The 22,382-nt window shown below is 41.1% G+C and carries 12 protein-coding genes and 2 pseudogenes; 4 read left to right on the forward strand and 10 right to left on the reverse strand.

Annotation, left to right across the window (positions count from 1 at the left end):
• Nucleotides 1-5: 5 nt before the first annotated feature.
• Entirely contained in the window at nt 6-1,088 is a 1,083-nt protein-coding gene (locus GD630_RS04885) for an SGNH/GDSL hydrolase family protein (RefSeq protein ID WP_143864616.1), read from the forward strand.
• Nucleotides 1,089-1,144: 56 nt separating this feature from the next.
• Here GD630_RS04885 and GD630_RS04890 read toward each other — a convergent pair.
• The 10 genes and pseudogenes from GD630_RS04890 to GD630_RS04935 form a co-directional block, all read right to left on the reverse strand.
• Nucleotides 1,145-1,393: pseudogene (locus GD630_RS04890) on the reverse strand (transposase); the annotation flags it as partial.
• 560 nt (nt 1,394-1,953) lie between these two features.
• Nucleotides 1,954-2,205, reverse strand: a pseudogene (locus GD630_RS04895) (IS66 family transposase); the annotation flags it as partial.
• Between the two features lie 88 nt (nt 2,206-2,293).
• The gene (locus GD630_RS04900; protein ID WP_143864614.1) at nt 2,294-3,823 is read right to left on the reverse strand and encodes a Gfo/Idh/MocA family protein; all 1,530 of its coding nucleotides are present in this window, start codon (nt 3,821-3,823) and stop codon (nt 2,294-2,296) included.
• A gap of 19 nt (nt 3,824-3,842) precedes the next feature.
• Nucleotides 3,843-6,440: a glycoside hydrolase family 3 N-terminal domain-containing protein gene (locus tag GD630_RS04905; RefSeq protein ID WP_238482965.1), complete on the reverse strand. Its 2,598-nt coding sequence runs from the start codon at nt 6,438-6,440 to the stop codon at nt 3,843-3,845.
• Between the two features lie 18 nt (nt 6,441-6,458).
• Nucleotides 6,459-7,655 carry a DUF4855 domain-containing protein gene (locus GD630_RS04910; RefSeq protein ID WP_238482966.1) on the reverse strand — a complete coding sequence of 399 codons (1,197 nt, stop codon included), beginning with the start codon at nt 7,653-7,655 and terminating at the stop codon, nt 6,459-6,461.
• A gap of 93 nt (nt 7,656-7,748) precedes the next feature.
• The gene (locus GD630_RS04915; RefSeq protein WP_143864613.1) at nt 7,749-8,975 is read right to left on the reverse strand and encodes a DUF5000 domain-containing lipoprotein; all 1,227 of its coding nucleotides are present in this window, start codon (nt 8,973-8,975) and stop codon (nt 7,749-7,751) included.
• A gap of 16 nt (nt 8,976-8,991) precedes the next feature.
• Nucleotides 8,992-11,013 (reverse strand): RagB/SusD family nutrient uptake outer membrane protein, encoded by a 2,022-nt coding sequence (locus GD630_RS04920; protein WP_143864612.1) that lies wholly within the window; start codon nt 11,011-11,013, stop codon nt 8,992-8,994.
• 12 nt (nt 11,014-11,025) lie between these two features.
• The gene (locus GD630_RS04925) at nt 11,026-14,070 is read right to left on the reverse strand and encodes a SusC/RagA family TonB-linked outer membrane protein (RefSeq protein ID WP_182505707.1); all 3,045 of its coding nucleotides are present in this window, start codon (nt 14,068-14,070) and stop codon (nt 11,026-11,028) included.
• Nucleotides 14,071-14,254: 184 nt separating this feature from the next.
• The gene (locus tag GD630_RS04930) at nt 14,255-15,478 is read right to left on the reverse strand and encodes an AGE family epimerase/isomerase (RefSeq protein WP_143864610.1); all 1,224 of its coding nucleotides are present in this window, start codon (nt 15,476-15,478) and stop codon (nt 14,255-14,257) included.
• A 34-nt stretch (nt 15,479-15,512) separates the two neighbouring features.
• Nucleotides 15,513-16,082 carry an MFS transporter gene (locus tag GD630_RS04935; RefSeq protein ID WP_262890831.1) on the reverse strand — a complete coding sequence of 190 codons (570 nt, stop codon included), beginning with the start codon at nt 16,080-16,082 and terminating at the stop codon, nt 15,513-15,515.
• Between the two features lie 33 nt (nt 16,083-16,115).
• Between GD630_RS04935 and GD630_RS04940 the strand changes: the two genes are divergently transcribed.
• From GD630_RS04940 to GD630_RS04950, 3 genes are all read left to right on the forward strand, one after another.
• Nucleotides 16,116-17,768: a sialidase family protein gene (locus tag GD630_RS04940; protein ID WP_143864609.1), complete on the forward strand. Its 1,653-nt coding sequence runs from the start codon at nt 16,116-16,118 to the stop codon at nt 17,766-17,768.
• A 171-nt stretch (nt 17,769-17,939) separates the two neighbouring features.
• Entirely contained in the window at nt 17,940-20,264 is a 2,325-nt protein-coding gene (locus tag GD630_RS04945) for a glycoside hydrolase family 20 protein (protein WP_143864608.1), read from the forward strand.
• On the forward strand, nt 20,264-22,336 hold the full coding sequence (locus GD630_RS04950; RefSeq protein WP_143864607.1) for a glycoside hydrolase family 20 protein: 2,073 nt from the start codon (nt 20,264-20,266) through the stop codon (nt 22,334-22,336). Before GD630_RS04945 ends, GD630_RS04950 begins: the two co-directional genes overlap by 1 nt.
• The last annotated feature ends 46 nt before the right edge of the window (nt 22,337-22,382 follow it).

Here is a 22,382-nt window from a genome sequence, read left to right on the forward strand (position 1 = left end):
ATACTATGTCATTTTCAATTTATAGGAGGATAGCAAACCTTATTTTATTACTTGTGGCAAGTAATCTGTCAGCTCAGGTAACCTACTATGATGCGGCTGAATTCCAACTATTGGGAAAGGCTACCGCTGCTACCACAGAGCGGTATGTACGTTTGCCTGATTCATTGGAACATATTTCTCGCTTACCGTTGTGGCAACTAAGTCGGAATTCATCGGGTATGGCAGTGCGTTTCCGAAGCAATTCGACTCAAGTTGCAGTAAAATGGGAATCATTGTTTAACTTCCATATGGATCATATGACTGATGTAGCAGTGAAAGGACTTGACCTCTATTGTCTGGAAGGAAAGAACTGGTACTTTGTGAATAGTGCTCGCCCCATGGGAAAAAGTACGGAATCTAGCCTCATCAGCGGTATGGAAGCTAAAGAACGGGAGTTTATGATTTATTTACCGCTATACGACGGACTGGTTTCTTTGTCGATTGGAATCGATGCTGACGCCAGTATCAATCAGCCCGCAAAGGAAAGTCCTATACGTGAAAAACCTGTAGTATTTTATGGAACCAGCATTCTTCAAGGCGGATGTGCCTCCCGTCCAGGCATGGCTCACACCAATATTATCTCACGCCGTTTGAATCGGGAATGTATCAATCTCGGGTTTAGTGGCAATGCTTTTCTTGATCTTGGAGTAGCTCAAGTGATGGCTGGAGTAGATGCCGGTGTTTTCGTGCTTGATTTTGTACCTAATGTCACGGTTGAGCAGATGAATGAGCGAATGGAGAAGTTTTACCGTATACTTCGTGACAGGCATCCTCATACACCTGTCATCTTTATTGAAGATCCACAGTTCATGGACTCCTACTACAATAACGACAATGCTCTGAAAATTAAGACTTTGAATGATACCTTACGTCGTGTATTTAATGAGTTGAAAAAAGGAAAAGAGAAAAATATATACTATATATCCTCAAAGATGATGCTTGGAAGCGATCGTGAGGCAACAGTAGATGGCATTCATTTTACCGATGTGGGTATGATGCGTTATGCTGATCTGGTGACTCCTGTGATTAAAAAGATACTTAAAAAATAGTGGTTTTATGGCTCATTCACTATTAACTTTGTTTGACAACGAACGATATGGGAAAGAGTAATGTCTGTCAATGAGATGCTGAGAATTTGCAAGACTTCATAGGTCGAGCGTCTCAAGTTCATATCATGTTGGACAATAGCCACAAGACAGTATGTTGTAATAGCCACACTGATTTGTATGCGAACAGCGTTCTCCGTTGTGCCCCAGAATTTCTTTATCTTAAGATGTTGCTTGAACCATTTGAAGAACAGTTCAACCAACCATCTTTTCTTATGAAGATTGGCGACATCCAATGCTGAAAGATGACATTGCTGTGGAATCGTGCCTCGATGCAGTGGTTACAGTATAGAAGGCAGGAACTTGTGCTTCGTTCAAAAAAGCGGTTAGTTGAGAGAAAACATATTTATCTTGCAACTTTGCAGTCATTTGTATTCGACTGCAAAGTTGCAAAATCAAGTCCGTTTCATTTCGAATAACCGTATAATTGACTATACTTCAATAATTTCAAAGAACTATTTATCCACTTTTACGGGACAGTAGTGATATGGACTAATAAAATCGTCTTGGAAACGTAATGACAATGAAATTACTTTAGAACCTGTTTTACCTGACTAAAGCATAGCTTTAGGGAATGAAAAGCTTAGCTTTAGACTGACTAAACCTATGCTTTTGAGAGTCAATAAAAGGTATATCTGTTCTGTCTACAGAAATAGCATGTATCCCCTTCACCTTTTACATCGCCCTGTTCATCGAGGATAGCGGGTGAAGGGCACTCTTTCACCCACCTTTCATCAGTGCACCTGTTTGGTAAGCGTCTCCGCGCTTCTCTATAGTGTGATAAAATAAAAAGGCTAATGAGCCCTTTTTATCCATTAGCCTTTTCCCATCTGTTAGGAAGCATTTCTCTATATTTTTCAAGTGGTGTGTTCGGTTGCCATTCGGCTGTTCTGTTTATCACATCCGTGAGATACTCAAATAGATTCACTTTATGCATCCTACAAGTGAGTGCTATCGTGTAGAGTATGGCGCTTCGTTCAGCACCTTTATGGCTACCGAAGAACAATGAGTTTCTTCTTGATAGGGATATGTACCGGTTCATCCGTTCAATGGCGTTATCCAAAAGTTTTGATAATGCCATTGAATCCAGGATGCTGTTTATCATAATATTGTATTTCATTAATTCAATTTCGGTACATAAAGATCACTTACCTAAGTTTACTTTTTTCTTTTAGTTTTTTAGTAAAAGCCTTGGCTTTTTCCATACTATTGGCTTCTTCTTCCTGAGTAGCATAAGCGTGTTTGTAACCTTGTATTTTGTTCCATTCACCACGGGTAAAATCTGGAAATGCGACAGATGCACAATTGTTGTCCATTGACAATTCACCTAATTCTGCCAAGCAACACCATTCAGCCAAATCATAGATATCCATATCTAATGGTAATCCATTCTGTAAACAATAAATCAGACGGCTATCCATTATAAAATCCATTCCGCCATGTCCACCTACTTCTTTAGCCATCTCACCATATTTTTTTAAAATAGGATGTTGATACTTTTCTACTAACGTTTTCATCTCATTTTCAGGTAAAAAGTTATGTGAGGTCAAGTTATCCACTTTGGGCTTCATTCCGGATGCACTCATCTGATTAGAATCCAACGCATATCCTTCTGTCGGATATTTATTAGCCAGTCCCTTAGTACCTGTAAGCTGATATAAACGGTTGTAGGGTTGTGGGGTCATTACATTATGTTGTATTTCAATAACTTTCCCGTTTTCTGTACGAATAAGTGTAGTCGTATGGTCACCATTGCGGAAGTCGTTACACGTTTCCCCTGTTCTTTTTTCAACCAGGTCTTTGCCAATGACAGATTTTGTATCCATTGCAATCAATGTTTTCATACGATCTCCGCGATGGATATTTAAGGCTTGAGCCACAGGCCCCAGACCATGAGTAGCATATACATCTCCGCGATGTTTCATGTTATATTCCAATCTCCATCCAAGTTTGTCATCCTTTCCTTTTTTCCAATAATAATCCCAAAACTCATCGAGGTTATGAATATAAGCTCCTTGTGCACGAATGACCTCACCGAATACCCCTTGTTGAGCCATATTTAAGGTATTCATTTCGAACCAGTCATAACAACAGTTTTCTAAAATCATACAATGTTTACGGGTCTTTTCTGACATATCAATCAAAGCCCAACATTCTTTTAGGCTCATAGCGGAAGGCACTTCAATAGCCGTGTGCTTGCCATTCTCCATTGCACACATAGCTACAGGGAAATGATGTAACCAATCCGTTGCAATATAAACTAAATCAATATCATCCCGTTTGCATAATTCTTCATATCCTTTTTCACCTGAATAAACAGTAGCCTCGGGCATAGAAGCCTTCTTTAATAACTTTTGACATTCTTCCGCACGTTCTTTCTCATAGTCACACAATGCTACAATCTCCACACCCGGGATATAAGTGAAACGTTCTACCGCTGCCGGACCACGCATCCCTAATCCAACGAATCCTACACGAACAAATTCCATTTTGGGAGCTTTTAAACCTATTACACTAGTTTGCCCGGTAGGACGTTCAGGAGTTTCAATAACAATAGTCCCCTTATCCCAATGCCATTTTGTTCCGAGATTTGAGACTTGTGTATCAGAAGAAGATTGTGAACATGAAATGGCCAATATAGCCACAAGCATTACTAGTAAAAAATTGTATTTTCTCATTTTATTTAGTAGATTAATTTTAAAAGTTTTCTTTCATCATTTGTATGTTGATCTTATGTTGTCCGCTTGCCCGTACTTTTTGGCTCGCATAGCCTTTTTTGGAGAACAAGAGAATATCATCTGAATGTGCTGGTAAGGAATAAGATCCCTTTGCATCAGTCATAACTTCCTCTTCAGAATTTATAGTTTTTACTTTCACTCCGGCTATTGGTGTAGCTTGGACATCACGAACAATTCCTTCTATGCGTATAATTTTACCGGTGGTTATTACGGGGGCTTTTGACAAACTGTTTTCCTCTAAAGAAATAGGCTTATTGCCTACCCATACTGGTAATTTATAATATATTTCGTCTGAAGAAGTGCCTACTTGGATTTCGAACTTACCAGGTTCCAAATATCGGTCTCCGAAATTACTAGTCAAGTAAAGTTCATGTACAGGTACTTTTAGCTGCACCAGCTTTTCCTCGCCTGGTTGTAGTTCTATCTTTTTAAACCCCTTCAGTTGTTTGACCGGTGTCATGACCGTGCTAACCACATCGTGAATATATATCTGAACAACTTCTTTTCCCGTTAATTCTCCACTATTTTTTACTTTTACGGATATGCGTATTGTGTCATGAGGCTGATAGCTTGTTTTATCAGTAGTGGCTTGCACGTATTCAAAGCGGGTATAACTTAATCCATGTCCAAACGCCCATAAGGGGGCAGGACTTGAAAAAACATAATCTCGTCCCGGAGAGGTATATGTGCCAGGTTCTTTATAGTATCCTTTGTCAGTAGGAAGATAATTATAATAAGTAGGCAAATGACCTGTACTTTGAGGAAAAGAGAATGGCAGTTTTCCAGAAGGATTAACTTTGCCAAACAGAATATCAGCAATGGAGTTTCCAGCCTGTTCTCCAGCATACCATTGAGCCAATATAGCGGGTACTTTTTCTTTTATATAGGGTATGGCAAATGGTTTGCCGGCTACCAAAACCACAACAACAGGTTTGCCTGTCGCGCATACGGAACGGATGAGTTGTTCCTGCGCTCCTGTTAGGGAAATATCACTAAGGTCTATTCCCTCTCCACTTGTCGAGGGTTCATTACTGTGGCGCACAAATGCCGTACTGGAACTTCCTACAAATACTAGAGCAATCTCACTATCGTGAACAGCTTTAACAGCCTCCGTTATCAATGTCGTATCCATTGACGCTAACGAACATCCTTTTGCGTAATTTATTTTCACCCGTTTTCCGAGCAGATTTCGTATGCCTTGGAGTGGCGTGATGCCGTCACTTTGGTTTTTACTCCATGTATAATCTCCGAATTGCACACAATCGGCATTAGGCCCGATTACCGCGATAGATTTTAGTTTTGTGCAATCCAAAGGTAGTAAATCTCCTTCGTTCTTCAATAATACTGTAGATTCATCAGCGATCTGACGAGAAAGCTGTATACTTTCTTTTGCACGCAACGGAAGATGATAGGAAGCTTTCTCTTGAAAAGGGTCCTCAAACAAACCTGATTCAAATTTAGCCCGTAATACACGTTTCACAGCTTGATTTATGTAACGAATGTCAAAGTTTCCATTCTTCACCTGCTTTGCTAATGTTTCAAAACAAGGACTGGAGGCTTCCACGTCAAGACCTGCTTCTAAAGCTTGACGGGCAGCTTCAAAATCATCACCTGCAGTTTTATGGAATGATTTTAACATAGCCACTACTCCCCAATCAGAATATACATACCCTCGGAAACCAAATTTGTTTCGAAGAATTTCCGTTAACATGAAATGTGAAGCTGAATTGGGAACTCGATTCCAAGCGTTATAGCTTGACATGACTGCCATCACGCGGTTTTGTGCAAGAACCGTTTCAAAAGGTTTCAGATATATGTCGAATAAATCACGAACCCCACAGTCAACAGAAGCTAAGTTTAATCCTCCTGATGGATTGCCATGAGGGCCGTAATGTTTTAGCATAGGGGAGATTCCATGATCCATATACCCTCGCACCTCCGCTACTGCCATAGCAGAACAAAGAAAAGGATCTTCTCCGAAAGACTCCTCAACTCGTCCCCAGCGTAATTCACGTGCTACATCAATACAGGGGGAGAGTACTTGTTTAACTCCCATCGTGTTCAGCTCACCGGAAATATGTTTGGTTTTCGCATACGCCAATTCAGGGTTAAAAGTGCTTCCTAATGCAATGTTCTGCGGATAGATAGTAGTCCCTTCATGGACTACTCCATGAAGAGACTCCGCAACCGAGAATCCGGGAATGCCTAAACGTGTGTGCTTTATCAGATATTCTTGTATCCGGCGGAAGTTTTTGCGACAATGTGAGGCTGTGAGTGGAAAACCCTCAAAGAACCCGTATCCTATGTTGCCACATGTTACTTCTAACTTATTCGGATTTAGTTCTTGTCCGTCAAATACTTTGTACGAATGGAGATGGGTAATCTGCCCTATTTTCTCTTCCAAAGTCATCCGACCTAACAAGTCGTTCACTCGTTCTTCTACGGACAGTTGCGGATTTTGATAGGGAAGCGTTTGCTGTGCTTTCACTATCAGGGTCGTAAAGAACAAGATACTGACTATAATCAATGTACGAATATACCTTCTTATACGTTTCATCTAATATGATAGTTATTGTTATTTGGAACGAATAGGACGGGTAATCACAAATTCGCAGAATTCATGATACAGTGCTTGATCAGCTTCATTGGCAGAGCTCTTTAATGAAAGAAGGTTTCCACCGCCTTCATAATATGCTAGGCGTTTAGTGTCCCATATTTGATGAGTTTTAAATGCTTTCATATAGTCTTTCATACGGGGATAATAAATATTGTGTTCTGAATTATTTGCTAACACCCGATAATCAAACTCAAATTCCATATCCAAATTTTCCCTTTTCGCTGTTTTACAAGTTTCTTCTAGGACAGCGTATGACTGTTCTGTATTAAAGAAATAGTTAGGCTGGTAGTAAGCATTGTTGAATCCCAAAGTTTCCCATCTATCATGTCCTTCTGCCCCACGATAAGGTATCCAGTTGAAACTATATTTGAATTGGTTGACGTAAACTCCTACTTTAGATATAATATCTCTGGTAGTTCCAGCTGTTTCCGCCAACCAATAGAAGCCTGCCAATTCTATATTCTGATACTGCATCTCGTTGAATTTGCTGCGGACATAGTCTATGTACCATTTACAAGCATCTACCCGATCTTGTGCGATGGAAAAATCCATGATATGTCCATCCAAGTTTCCCCAATATACGGTAGTCGAATTTTCATTTGCCGGTGTCTTGTGAGTTACCGGTTCCGGAATGGCAATGACTACTCTATGTTTCGTTTTTGGGGTTCCCAAACGCTTTTGTGCATTTGATATGGCACGATTCAATGCTCCCAGTCCGGTACTACTTGCAAAATAATAATCAACCAATCTTTTCCAATCCTTTTGATTGGCTGCATCCAGACCTTCTTGATTTTCGTAAGTGTAGGTTTTATTGGTTCCTCCATTACCTGTGTCTTTCAATTCCAGAAACAAAAAGGCGTCGAAGAGCCAGTGCTCTGTTCCAGCCTTATCTTTATAAGTTACATAAGAACTTATTCTGTCTACATCCCAATCATAAGGTTCCCTGTGATGTCCTCCTCCATAAATAAGAACCATATCAGTGGAATTCAAAAGTGCTGTGCGATTCTCTTCCCATGGATAGAGCTCACCCGGATTTACCGGAGGAGTAGGGGGAACTTCTTTATCGTCTGATGGACCGTCAGAAGAAGAACATGAAACACATAATGCCATCAAAGAGCATAATAAAAGTACACTGAATTTGATAAATTTTCTCATAATCAATTTTGTGAAGTTATGTAGTTTATAAAATGCAATTAGATGACTGATAGGATTATACAGCTCTACCAACCATCTAAAAGTTATTGAATGTTATTTATATTCCCAGAATCGGAATTCGGTAAAAGTATAAACACGAGCTCTCCAATCATCAGGGGAACCAGAATGCACAAACCAGGTTTCTTTGGCATTTACTCGATAATAACGGGCTTGTTTGGCCTGTTCCTTTTCAATTGTAATACAATCTCCTTCAGCAAAATTACTTGGGGAATCTGGATTATAATTATAGCTGCCGAGTAATGTCCAACCATCTAAAGAACCATTCTTTGCAGGTTCTCCTTCTTGACAATAACCATAAAGATCAAATTTGGTAACTTGGGTATTTGCTTCATTCCAATAACGATGTGCACTAAATTTTGCTAGATACATCATTTTACCAGCATCGACTGTTAGGAATGTTGCATCTGCCGCACCATTATATTGGCAAGCAAAAGGACTCCATCCTACAGCCCCATAATCGGACGGAGACGACATATATTTACCGTCAATTAGTTTAGCAAAATCAGTTGTACCTAGTCCAAGACTACTATCAACAATATTTGCATCATTATCCAATTTATATTCTTTAAGTGTTGTATAGTCTACCAAAGTAGAGACTAATTCGGTCTGAGTTACCACTAAATTGTAAGTAACATCTTTCTGTACATCATTTACAATGATAGATTTCGTTTTAGTTTCACTAAAGTCGCATACCGTTTCCAAAGCAATAGGATCTACTAATTTCACATGTGGTTTCACTTCAATAGTCAGTGTCGTTTCTGATAAATCCACCCAAGGACCAAAATTTAATTTAATTGTGTGATTAGTATAATCAATTTCTCCTGTAGCAGTCTCACCGCCTGCTTTTGCCACCAGACTTACAAGAGGTTTTTCAATAAACTCCGCCTTTTTCTTAGCCGTTACTGTATAAGTCACATCTCTTTCGATATTGTTTATCACAACATTTACCGGTTGGGTTAAGTCCCATACACCTTCCGGGCTTGACGGAGATATAAGTGTAGCTCGTTTCGGTATATTCAAATTAACAGTCATATTTGACAAATCAGTCCAAGCTTCGACTTCCAATTTAATAGTACGTTTATTGTCATCAATGACACCTTCAAAAATATCTTCTTGTTCCATTGCCGTCAAGCTGATGATAGGACGCATTACAGGATTCACGGGAACTTCTGTTTCAAACTCCGCATCCGCATCACAAGAAGTCAGCATTGACATACTTGCAAATGTAGCGAGTATTGCGTATAAATATATTTTCTTCATAACTATATACTTTTTATTAATTAGCAGTATTACCACTCCACCATGGATTCTGAACCAATCCCGGACACTTATCCATTTCTTTTTGCGGAATAGGGAATAAATAGTACTCTTTATTGAATACCCTTTTTTCAAAAACAGCACGTTTATAGAAACCTTCAAAATTGAAATCATTTGAACCTACATCACCAGCATCAACATTCATTCCCCACATACTGCCTCCATCACCATATATTCGACCGTCTTTTTCTTCACCGGTCACAGGATCTGTTACAATTTTATCCGGTGTGTGGGCTTTCCAAAGACGACGAGTTGTGAAATAACGGTCACCTTCAAAACAAAGCTCAATCTGACGTTCACGAATAATGTATTCATGCATTAAAGCTGGGTCAGAAGCTATTTCAGGAGTAGCGACAAACGCGCTTTCCACACCTGCTCTTTTACGAATTTGATCCCAATATTTACGAATGTCCGCATTGGTAGGATCATAATTACTTAACGCTTCTATATAGTCTAACAAGATTTCAGCATAGCGTATGTAAGTGCAAGCATAGTTTTGAGGATAAGCACGGTTATACATATCTGCCTGCGGGTCGTTACGCTTGAATACTAACATACCCGTTTTAGAGTAGTTCGCATAATTAATAGATGGACGAGCTGCTCCTCCTAAATATAATTCTGCACGTCCGAAACCATCTTTTTGTCTTCCAGTACTCCATTCGTTACGAATGTTTTTATCATCCGACAGACTAGGTATCACTCTGTGATTATATAGGATAGCTGCATAGAAACGAGGCTCACGATTGCAGAACATATTCCAGTCACCTTTCCAATGCCCCCATGCCTTACTATCACGGATGTCTGCTATGATACCTTTACGACCTTCTTCGGAAGTAATATCATATCCGTTGGGATTCCAATTATCTCCACCGTCAGCCGCAAATCCTTTTTCAACATAACCGGAACCGGCCACATCGATAGGCTTTCCGTTTTTCATCAGAAAAGCATCTACCAGTCGTAAAGTGGGACTTACTCCACCCAAACAGTGAGGACCGGGTGTATTGTGTACCATCCATGACCGCTGAAATGTATCATCATATTGTCCTTCTGACCTGGCCCATATTATCTCACAATTCCAAGCCTTTAGTTGAACATCCACACATGATTTATACGGATTAAACTCTGTATCCCCATTCTCATCATTCCGGTATAGTTTCAAACGAGTGTCCGGATATTTCTCTGCCATATCTATGACGGCTTTTGCTGCGGCTGCCGCATCTTTCCACTTCTGTTCACTGTAAGTAGTATTAATAAGTGGGGTACCATCATGATTCTTGAAGTTGGCATATTCCGCATTACCATTAAATTGAGGAGAGGCGGCCAAATTACGTACAATTGCTTTTACTGCTAGACAAACCAATTTGTTCGGTCGTCCCAAACGGGTCTGGTCATCCCAATAATGCATCGGTAGGTCATAAGCTGCTAAGTCCATCATTTGGCAAATATATTCTACGCATTCATCATAGGGGGCACGCTGCATATTTGCAAAATCTGTTTCCGAAGGGAGCAATTCTTTAATTAACACTACCGGACCATATTGACGAAGAAGAAGATAATAATAATATCCACGTAGAAAACGGACCTCAGCTTTATAACGTGTTTTCAACTCGCTACTTAGTTCGCCGCAACGATCTACATTGTTCTCAAATGTCAAAGTAGCACGAATAGCTTGATAAAAACGAGCGTATCTATCACACACCAATTCGCTGGAGGGTGTCCAGTCACCTCTGTTGAAGTTATCCGCCTGATAGAAATTCCAGGTTATATTACATTCATCGGCTGCCCCAACCCAAGGTTCATGTTGATGCAAATGCCCTGTGGGAATTCCTCCATAACAATTGGCCAGATACTTCTCCGTTTCCATGCGGGAACTCCAAACCATTTCATCTGTTTTCATATCATCGGGCTGTTTGTCCAAGTAGTCAGTACAACTAGTCGACAATGCCAACAAACTAAATAAAACTATAATATATTTTTTCATATTCGATGCGTTTTAAAAAGAAGCTCTAATTCCAATATTAACTTTTCTCGGGAGAGGATATTTGCTACCATTAAATGAAGCTGTTTCCGGGTCCCACATATCCCATGGTGCAAACAATGCAACATTATTCGCCAAACAATAGATGCGAAGAGATTTCATGCCAATTGGAGCAATCCAGCTTTTCTTGAAAGTATATCCTAGTTCCAAGTCCGCCAAGCGCAGCAAACGTCCATTATAAATGGTGCGCGTAGATGATTGCCAATTGTTGGATGAGGCCCCATTGGACAGACGGGGGTAGAATGCATTGGGATTAGGATTATCTTCCGTCCAACGATCAAGTGCTTTTTCAAATAAGTTACCTTTCCCTACTCCTTTATTGAATGGAATGAATGTATCCCCTCCTAGACCGTAAGTAACATGTGCCTGTCCTCTGAAGAAAATACCGAAGTCGAATCCTTTCCAGAAAAGCTGAGCTCCAAAACCATACACAATTTCCGGAACACTTGAATAACCGATCGGACATTTATCATCTTCATCTACTACGCCATCTTCGTTATAATCCAAATATTTTACATCACCTGGACGTACATCACCGAATTTCTGTTCAGGACTTTCATTGATCTCTTTTTGGTCTTGAAATAATCCTAAGGCAATTAGCCCAAAATGCTGTCCGTAACGATGTCCCGTTTGCATACGGTATGCATATTTCTTCTGAGCTTCATCCATTTCTTTAATTTCATTATGAGTGTAGGTGAAGTTTCCATAGAGTTTATAACGGAAATCTCCAATTGAATGGTTAAATTCCAACGTACCGTCTATACCTTGATTCACCATTACACCCATATTAGCAAAGGGCTGTTTGATGACTCCCATGGTTGCAGGAACAGACTGACGTTGAATAAGAATATCGGAACGTTTTTCGTGGAAATAGTCAAGATCCAGAGAAACCATGCTATCGAACATTTTCAGTTCAATACCGATATCTTTCTTAAAACCTTTCTCCCAAGTTAGATCAGCTACCCCGATTTGGTCTTCTCCTATACCTTCGTGAAAGCTAGGGGCCATACCGAAATAGTATCCTCCTAAACCTTCACCAAAATATGACAGATAACCGAAACGCATATTGTCAGGCAATGATTCGGAACCTACCAGACCAACAGAGCCTCTGATTTTTAATACATTAACAGCTTTAAAAGGCCAGAAAGACTCATTGGATATCAAATACCCTAATGCTCCTGCCGGGAATAGACCAAAACGTTTTCCTTTCGGAAAGTTCTCCGAACCATTATATCCCATATTAAATTCAGCAAAGTAACGGTCTTTGAAAGCATAAGTTGTTCTTAAAGCCAGACCTTGCTTCTTATAAGGTAATGATTTGATAGACGATCCGGCAGTCTGGTCTACGTAGTCACGCTGATAATACATCGCCATTGCACCGACACGGTGTGCTTCATTAAAAATCTGATTGTAATTCAATTGCACTTTCAGTTCCTCGGCGCGGTTACTGGATGGAGTTACATTGTATCCCAAGAATTCATTTCCTTTGGTAATTTCCGCTACTTGAAATTCTCCGGTTTCATCGTCAACTCCCGTTATGTTATAGGTAGAAGAATTTTTACGTCTGTTCTGTATGGTCTGATTATTGGCATCGAAAGAGAAAGAAGCTTGTATATCAAGGCCTTTTAATAAGAAGCTCAAGTCTTGTTTTAATGTAATCTGGCTCATAATTTGTGAGCGGAATGATTTATTATAGCCGGAGCCAAACAAACGTTCTGCCGGATTCACCTCACCGACCTGTGATGGTGCTCCCCAACCCCATTCTGTATTGCCAAACGCATCTTTTCCGATAGGTACTCGAACCGGAGCGGATAACGGATTGGATAAATAGGAATAGTAATAAAGTAATTCAACAGGACTGAACCATCTGTTATCTACATACTCATTTCCTAAACCGGGTTGATGCATATCTGTCATATTAGCACCAATTTCCAATGATAAATTGGTTGTTTTAGTCAATGTCAAATCAATGTTTGAACGAAAGTTATATCGACGAAGTGAAATGTTTGATTTGTAATCGGCTTCCGGATTATTTTTCAAGTTACCGTTATCTTCTATAAAACTGGCACTAATATAATAACGTGCTCTTTCACCACCTCCACGAATATTGATAGCTGCATTCGTATTAGTTGAATACTTGCGGAAAAGTTGATCCATCCAGTTTACATTCGGATATAGAAAAGGATTGGTTCCATTTCGCAAATTGTCAATGTATTCCGGAGTATAATTTTCAGTACCCAATGCTTCATTGGCTAGCAATGCGTAATTGGCCCCGTCCAATAACTTCGGCATTGTCGGGAGATCGGAGAAACCTGTTTCCAATTTTACTTCTATGACCGGTTTTTGGGCAACCCCCTTACGGGTAGTTACTAATACAACTCCATTGGCTGCGCGCACACCATATACTGCCGTTGCCGATGCATCTTTCAAGATAGAAATGGATTCTACTTCTTCAATTGACAAATCAGACATATCCCGTTCCACTCCGTCAACTAATACTAATGGTTTTTGATTAGCTCCGAACGAAGAAATACCACGTACCCAGAAATCAGCATTGTCTTGTCCTGGTTCACCTGAACGTTGTACGACCACTGCACCGGCAATACGTCCGGAAAGAGCGTTAGTCAGATTTCGTTGCGGTACTTCCAGTTCTTTTATTGAAACAGAAGAGATAGAACCTATAACGCTGGCTTTCCGTTGTTTACCCATACCGACAATAACCGTTTCTTCCAGTTCGTGTACATCTTCTTTCATTACGATGTCAAGAGCCGGTTTCTTACCGACTGTGATTTCTTGCGATTTGAAGCCTACAAACGAGAATACCAGAATATCTCCTGCTTTTGCGTTAATAATGTAATAACCGTTAATATCTGAAATCACACCGGTGGATGTGCCTTTAATTGCGACACTGACACCGGGTAGAGGAACACCTTTCTCATCAATAATTGTTCCACGAACAGAATTGTCGGTTGGAGAAACGTTTGATGTCTCTTTCATCATTGACAAAGGTTGTGTTACTTCATAGAATGATTTTTGCTCATTCCCTACATTTGTACTTGCTGTAGTATAGCTAGGTGCTAATAATGCAATACACAGCATAGTACATTGTAGTCCTTTTTTTGAGTCTAAAATTCCGCAATGGTATTTAGACATGTTTAAGGTCCATTGTTTCATAATTTTGAATTTAGTAAATAGATTTAAATTGTGTTTCAGCAATATTTAATAATCCGGGAAATGTTTGTAGCGAAAGAGTTTCAAGTATTTTCCAGCATTGAAACAGTCCTCTTGGTACATGAAAGCACCCTTTCCATTTGCCGCCTTTCAAGGGCAACAATACTTCACCTTTTCTATTCAAGTATCCGTACCATTCCGGATACTCAGCGTCCCTAAAGTGTACCCATGTATAATCATGTACTTTTTCAAACCAATCCAAACACTGTTTGTCTCCTGTCAACTGATAGCCTTTTAACAATGAAATTAAAGATTCGATATGTACCCACCAGAGTTTCTGGTCCCATTCCAATTGTTGGGGAGGAAAACTGTTACGATCTAAAAAGTAAAAGATACCGCCATGCTCCTTATCCCAACCGTATTCAAGCATGGTAAGAGTCGTGTTTTTTGCTTTCTCTATCAGTTCCGGCCGATGCAGACGTTTACCCAAGTCCATGATAAACCACATCGCTTCAATCGCATGACCGGGAGTAACCTGGCGACCCTCAAAACAATCCACAAGATTACCGTTTATATCTACATTCTCGACAATGATTCCACCAAGTTCGGGACGATAAAAGACGTCCATAACTTCATGGATGCAAGTGTCCATAGCCTGTTCCAAGTAGTCTTTACCTAAAATATGCTCTATTTCCATAGCAAGATTACAGAGAATCATCGGCAGAGCAAAATTTTTCAGGTTACGCGTACCGGGATGAAGCTTGTTCCATTTTCCTTTAGGATTATCAGCTTTGGACAAGATAATATCGAATGTCTTTCTGGCAATATCGGCATACTCCTGATTACCGGTTGCCAAACTCAATTGTCCGAAAGCCATCGTTGCAAAAGTATAGGAGAAAATGTTATACGGTTCTACTAACGGTCTACCCGAACGGTCGAGGGAAAAGTACCAGTTGTAATTTCTATCATGTCCGTATTTCTTTAAAAATTCGCCACCTTGAACGGCACAGTCCAGCCATTCCTGGCGTTTCTCCACCTTATTGTAAAGCATGGAGAACATCCATACCTCACGCCCTTGCAGCCAAATAAACTTGTCTGTATCGAATACTTTGCCTTCACGATCCAAACAAGTGAAATAGCCGCCAAACTCTTTGTCTTGAGAGTTTTGAAGCCAAAAAGGAAGAACATTGTTCAACAATTCATCCCTGTATTGGTCCGATAGTTTTTTTAAATCCATATATCTTTAAAGTGTTAAGTTAATATGATCTTTTTTACTGTTCCGAGCGGTTCCAATATCTTTCAATCTCCTCCAGTGACTTCCCGGTCGTCTCCGGCACGAGTTTCCATACAATCAGCATATACGGCACGCACATGAGTGCGAACAGAAAGAATGTTCCGGCGGGGGTAAGGTTCTGGAGCATCCAGGGGGTTAACTGTCCGATCAGATACGTTCCGATCCATAAGGCGAATCCTGCTATTGACATGGCCAGTCCGCGAACCTTGGTGGGATACATCTCCGAAAGGAGCACGAACACCACAGCGCAGATAGACACGGCACAACAGAATACATAGAACAGGAAGAAAACAAGAAGGAAGAGGCTTGAGACATTCAGTGTTTCTCCGAAAAGGAAGTACAGGCCGATAAGAATCAGAGAAACAATCATTCCCGAAACTCCGTAATACACCAGCTTCTTACGACCAACTTTATCAATGATGACAAGAGCCAAAATGGTGGTCAAAGTATTAACAAGTCCTACCAGAACTTGGTAAAAAAGAGAAAGTTTGTGGCTCTCATATTGTATTTTAAAGAAAATACTTAATTTGTATAAGAAAAATCCTATCTTTACCGCGTTAAACTAACTAATACCCCCATTATGAAAAGAAATCATTATTTTCTCCTTCTTATTTTATTAGGATTTTCCTTTAGTGTTCAAGCCTCAGATACTGTCCGAGCTTCAGATACAGTATTTATCCGTGAAACACAAACTCCCATTCTGATAGAACGGCAAGACAATGTTTTGTTTTATATCCGTTTGGATGCTAAAGACAGTAAGTTACTGAATGAAGTCGTATTAGATTTCAGCAAAAGCACGCCACAGCACGATATCCAGTCAGTAAAACTCTATTATGGAGGCACGGAGGCATTGCAGCATAGAGATAAAAAGCGTATGGCTCCTGTAGAATATATATCCAGTTTTCATCCGGGAACTACCTTATCTGCCAATCCGTCGTATTCGGTGAAATGTGCGGAAGTTGTGAGACCTTCCAATAAAGTAGTACTTAAGAGTAATTATAAATTATTTCCAGGCGTAAATTTTTTTTGGATTAGTTTGCAGATGAAAAAAGGAACTTCTTTATATACCCGAATAAACTCTGAACTATGTGCGGTAAAAGTAGATGGCAAGGATTTGGACTGTAAATATCTTTCTCCTAAAAATATCTCTCATCGAATGGCTATCGGCGTACGTCACGCAGGAGATGACGGATCGGCAGCTTTCCGTATTCCGGGATTGGTGACTACGAATAAAGGAACTTTGTTAGGAGTATATGATGTTCGTTATAATAGTAGCGTTGATTTGCAAGAATATGTTGATGTTGGGTTGAGCCGTAGTACAGATGGAGGAAAGACATGGGAAAAAATGTGTCTTCCTCTTTCATTTGGTGAGTATGGTGGTTTGCCAAAAGCTCAAAATGGAGTAGGGGATCCTTCTATTTTGGTAGACACAAAAACAAATACTGTATGGATAGTTGCTGCATGGACGCATGGTATGGGCAATCAGCGTGCATGGTGGAGTTCACATCCGGGAATGGATATGAATCATACAGCGCAATTGATGATGGTGAAAAGTACCGACGATGGTAAAACGTGGTCGGAACCAATCAATATAACGGAGCAGGTGAAAGATCCATCCTGGTACTTTCTACTTCAAGGACCGGGACGCGGAATAACGATGAGTGACGGCACATTGGTTTTTCCGACCCAGTTTATAGATTCGACACGTATCCCTAATGCCGGAATTATGTATAGTAAGGATCAAGGTAAGACATGGAAGATGCATAACATGGCCCGTACCAATACCACAGAAGCCCAAGTTGTAGAAATAGAACCGGGAGTTTTGATGTTGAATATGCGTGATAACAGAGGAGGCAGTCGGGCGGTATCCATTACAAAAGATTTGGGTAAGAGCTGGACCGAACACGCTTCTTCACGTAAAGCACTTAATGAGCCCGTATGTATGGCCAGCTTGCTGAATGTCAAAGCACTGGATAATGTGTTGAACAAAGACATCCTTCTGTTTTCAAATCCGAATACAGTAAAAGGACGTGACCATATTACAATAAAGGCAAGTTTGGATAAAGGACTTACTTGGCTGCCGGAACATCAACTTTTATTGGATGAAGATCCGGGATGGGGATATAGCTGCCTGACTATGATTGATAAAGAAACTATAGGCATTTTATACGAAAGTAGTGTAGCACATATGACATTTCAAGCAGTGAAGCTTACAGATATTATTAAAGAATAAGATAATTATATTATGAAGAAAGCTATTTTTGATGGGTTATTGTGTTTTACCTAATTAATATATTTTGTTAAATTATCCGTGGAATATGATGGAAAATGTGAAATATGGCAGAAAAATAATATCTTTGACTCCATAAATTTATTAATAACTTAACACTTAATTTTTTAATTTATGAAACAACTTTTGAAATTAACCGGATGCTTGGCAGTGGCAGGGCTTTTTGCTTCTTGCCAGTCAGTTCAGCAAGAAGCTAATTATCAGGTAATTCCCTTGCCGCAGGAAATCGTTGTAGAGCAGGGAGCCCCCTTTATCCTGAAAAGCGGAGTAAAGATTCTCTATCCGGAAGGAAACGAGAAGATGCAGCGCAATGCGAAATTCCTGGCCGACTATCTGAAGACGGCTACGGGAAAAGACTTTACCATTGAGGCCGGAACAGAAGGAAAAAATGCCATTATCCTGGCTTTGGGGACAGAAAATGAGAATCCGGAAGCCTATCAATTGAAAGTTGCCGGTGACGGAGTAACCATTACCGGTTCTACGGAAGCCGGAGTATTTTATGGTATCCAGTCTTTGCGTAAATCTTTGCCTATTGCCGTGGGAACAAATATAGCCCTCCCGGCCGTAGAAATCAAAGACGCTCCCCGTTTTGGTTATCGTGGCGCCCATTTCGATACCAGCCGTCATTTCTTCACGGTAGATGAAATAAAGACTTACATCGATATGCAGGCATTGCACAACATGAACCGTTTGCATTGGCATATCACGGATGATCAAGGATGGCGTCTGGAAATCAAGAAATACCCGAAGCTGACAGAAATCGGTTCCAATAGAACGGAAACCGTCATCGGACGCAACTCCGGTGAGTATGACGGTAAACCTTACGGTGGATTCTATACGCAGGAACAGGCAAAAGAAATTGTAGAATATGCTGCAGAACGTTACATAACCGTTGTTCCTGAAATAGACCTTCCGGGACATATGCAAGCTGCCCTTGCCGCTTATCCTGAGCTGGGTTGTACCGGTGGTCCGTACGAAGTATGGAGACAGTGGGGAGTATCTGAAGACGTGCTTTGTGCCGGAAATGATCAGGTATTGAAATTCCTCGAGGATGTATATGGAGAATTGATTGAAATCTTCCCATCGGAATATATCCATGTGGGTGGTGACGAATGTCCGAAAGTAAGATGGGAACAATGTCCGAAGTGCCAGGCACGTGCCAAGGCGTTGGGCTTGAAATCGGATAAGGAACACTCTAAAGAAGAACGTTTGCAGAGTTTCATTATCAATCATATCGAGAAGTTCCTCAATGCTCACGGACGCCAGATTATCGGTTGGGATGAAATCCTTGAAGGCGGACTTGCTCCGAATGCCACTGTAATGTCATGGCGCGGCGAAAAAGGAGGTATTGAAGCCGCCAGGCAGAAACACGATGTCATCATGACTCCGAATACTTATTTATATTTCGACTACTATCAGTCTAAAGATATCGAAAATGAACCTTTCGGTATCGGAGGTTATCTGCCGATGGAAAGAGTATACAGCTACGAGCCTATGCCAGCTTCTCTTACTCCGGAGGAACAGCAATATATAAAAGGGGTACAAGCTAATCTTTGGACCGAATATATCGCTACATTCCCGCATGCGCAATATATGGTATTGCCCCGTTGGGCTGCTTTGTGTGAAGTTCAGTGGACGAATCCCGATAAGAAGAATTATGCAGACTTCCTGTCTCGTCTTCCTCAGTTAATCAGATGGTATGAAGCCGAAGGATATAATTATGCTAAACACGTCTTTGAGGTGCAAGCCCAATTTGAACCGAATCCGGCAGAAGGAACATTGGATATTACGTTATCTACTATTGATAAGACCCCTATTCATTATACTTTGGACGGTACGGAACCTACCGCTGCTTCTCCTTTGTATGAAGGTGTGTTGAAACTCAAGGAAAATGCTACCTTGTCCGCCAAAGCTATTCGTCCTTCAGGAGACAGCAAGGTGCTTACCGAGAAAATTGATTTCAGCAAATCCAGCATGAAGCCGATTGTTGCCAATCAGAAAATCAATGAACAATATATGTTCAAGGGAGCTGCTACATTGATAGACGGTCTGAAAGGAAACAGTAGTTACAAATCCGGCCGTTGGATTGCTTTCAACGGAAATGACATGGATATGACGATTGATCTCCAACAACCCGTAGAGATTTCAAGCGTGTCCATCTCTACTTGTGTTGCCAAAGGCGATTGGGTATTCGATGCGAGAACTATGTCCGTAGAAGTTTCGGATGACGGAAAGAACTTCACTAAAGTTGCTTCCGAAGAATATCCGGAAATGAAAGAAGATGATAAAGACGGTGTCTATGATCATAAGTTGACCTTTACTCCGGTGAAAACGCAGTATGTAAGAGTTGTTGCATCACCGGAGAAATCAATGCCGACATGGCATGGTGGAAAAGGTAAAAACAGTTTCTTGTTTGTAGACGAAATCAGTATTGATTAATGAATATAAGAAATAGACACGCTAAAGTTTGTCTTTTCTTATGGATATTAGGGATGTGCCTTGCGGTGCATCCCATCAAAGCACAGTCCGTAATTCCTGTTCCATTGAAAATGGAGCGGGGTGCGGACTACTTTTTTCTATCAGAAAAGACAAAACTTTATACAAACTTAGAGGGGGAAGAAGCGAGGCTTTGGGAGAACTGTCTGCAAGCACTTCCTGTTTCGTTGAAGAAAGGTTCGAAAAAGGACGTACGCCAAGTACTTTCACTGCTGATAACCGGAAAGAATGAGCGGTTGCCCTCTCCGGAAAGTTACACACTGTCCGTCACTCCCCGACGAATCATTATCCGTTCAACTTCCGGAGCCGGATTATTTTACGGAATGCAGACACTGTTACAGTTGCTTACCCCTTCGGGCACGGGCTATTCCGTCGCATCCGTTGAAATAGAGGATACTCCTCGTTTTGCTTATCGTGGTTTTATGCTCGATGTTTCCCGCCATTTCTTCTCCAAAGAATTTGTGAAGAAGCAGATAGACGCATTGGCTTTTTATAAAATAAACCGGCTTCATCTGCATCTGACTGATGCGGCAGGCTGGCGCATTGAGATAAGGAAATACCCTTTGCTCACTGACTTTGCCGCTTGGCGTACGGAGCCGAACTGGAAGAAATGGTGGAACGGTGGACGCGGATACGTTCGCTTCGATGAACCTGGAGCTTCCGGTGGTTATTATACTCAGAAAGACATTTGTGAAATACTTGAATATGCCCGTCAGCATTATATGACGGTCATCCCTGAAATAGAAATGCCTTCCCATTCGGAAGAAGTGCTGGCTGCTTATCCGCAACTGTCCTGTTCGGGCGAGCCGTACAAGAATTCGGACTTCTGTGTCGGTAATGAAGAAACCTTTGCCTTTCTCGAAAATGTGCTGACCGAAGTCATGGAACTTTTTCCGTCAGAATATATCCATATCGGTGGTGATGAGGCTGGCAAGTCGGCATGGAAAACGTGCCCGAAGTGTCAAAAGAGAATGAAGGATGAACATCTTGCCAATGTAGATGAACTGCAAAGTTACCTGATACACCGCATTGAGAAGTTCCTCAATGCTCACGGTCGTCATTTGCTGGGATGGGACGAGATATTGCAAGGAGGTATGGCTCCCAATGCTACTGTTATGTCCTGGCGTGGAGAAGAAGGTGGGATCGCTGCCGTAACCTCCGGTCATCGGGCAGTCATGACACCCGGCGCTTATTGTTATCTGGACAGTTATCAGGATGCACCCTATTCACAGCCGGAAGCTATCGGCGGATACCTGCCATTGAAGAAAGTGTATTCGTACGATCCGGTTTCCGTTTCCCTGACTACAGAACAGGCTAAACTTGTTTACGGTGTGCAGGGTAACTTATGGGTGGAATATATTCCCACTCCCGAACAGGTTGAATATATGATGTATCCCCGTATCCTCGCATTGGCGGAAGTGGCTTGGTCTGCTCCCGAGCGTAAGTCATGGCCGGATTTCCATGCCCGCGCCTTGAAAGCGGTGAGAGAGTTACAGGCAAAGGGGTATCATCCTTTCGATTTGAAGAATGAAATCGGCAGTCGTCCGGAATCCGTACAACCCGTTGCCCATCTGGCATTGGGTAAGAAGGTAATATACAATTCGTCGTATAGTCCCCATTATCCGGCACAGGGCAATACCGCTCTAACGGACGGCATACGTGGCGATTGGACGTATGGTGACGGTTGTTGGCAGGGATTTATTGACGGTGACCGGTTGGATGTGACAATCGATATGGAAACTGTTACTCCCATTCATTCCGTTACTGCTGCTTTCATGCAAGTGACGGGTGCGGAGGTGTTTTTGCCTGAGTCTGTCACAATCTCTGTCTCTGACGATGGAACCAATTTTACGGAATTGGAACACCGGACTTTTGAAGTCGCCAAAGAAATTCCTATCCAGTTTACGGACATCTCATGGAAGGGGAATGCGACAGGAAGATACATTCGCTATCAGGCTCAAGCCGGAAAAGAGTTCGGAGGCTGGATATTCACAGATGAGATAATCGTGAAATAATCCGTGAAATAACCGTGCGGTACTCCGTGTCCCAAAAATAAAAAAA

It is taken from the genome of Bacteroides zhangwenhongii (genome assembly GCF_009193325.2).
GTDB classification, from domain to species: Bacteria; Bacteroidota; Bacteroidia; order Bacteroidales; family Bacteroidaceae; genus Bacteroides; species Bacteroides zhangwenhongii.

Bases quoted from the DNA above. Each gene is read 5' to 3' on its own strand.
- GD630_RS04920 (WP_143864612.1), bottom strand. From the start codon at position 11,013: ATGAAAAAATATATTATAGTTTTATTTAGTTTGTTGGCATTGTCGACT.
- GD630_RS04915 (WP_143864613.1), bottom strand. From the start codon at position 8,975: ATGAAGAAAATATATTTATACGCAATACTCGCTACATTTGCAAGTATG.
- GD630_RS04945 (WP_143864608.1), top strand. From the start codon at position 17,940: ATGAAACAACTTTTGAAATTAACCGGATGCTTGGCAGTGGCAGGGCTT.
- GD630_RS04905 (WP_238482965.1), bottom strand. From the start codon at position 6,440: ATGAAACGTATAAGAAGGTATATTCGTACATTGATTATAGTCAGTATC.
- GD630_RS04925 (WP_182505707.1), bottom strand. From the start codon at position 14,070: ATGATGAAAGAGACATCAAACGTTTCTCCAACCGACAATTCTGTTCGT.
- GD630_RS04950 (WP_143864607.1), top strand. From the start codon at position 20,264: ATGAATATAAGAAATAGACACGCTAAAGTTTGTCTTTTCTTATGGATA.
- GD630_RS04885 (WP_143864616.1), top strand. From the start codon at position 6: ATGTCATTTTCAATTTATAGGAGGATAGCAAACCTTATTTTATTACTT.
- GD630_RS04930 (WP_143864610.1), bottom strand. From the start codon at position 15,478: ATGGATTTAAAAAAACTATCGGACCAATACAGGGATGAATTGTTGAAC.
- GD630_RS04900 (WP_143864614.1), bottom strand. From the start codon at position 3,823: ATGAGAAAATACAATTTTTTACTAGTAATGCTTGTGGCTATATTGGCC.
- GD630_RS04940 (WP_143864609.1), top strand. From the start codon at position 16,116: ATGAAAAGAAATCATTATTTTCTCCTTCTTATTTTATTAGGATTTTCC.
- GD630_RS04910 (WP_238482966.1), bottom strand. From the start codon at position 7,655: ATGAGAAAATTTATCAAATTCAGTGTACTTTTATTATGCTCTTTGATG.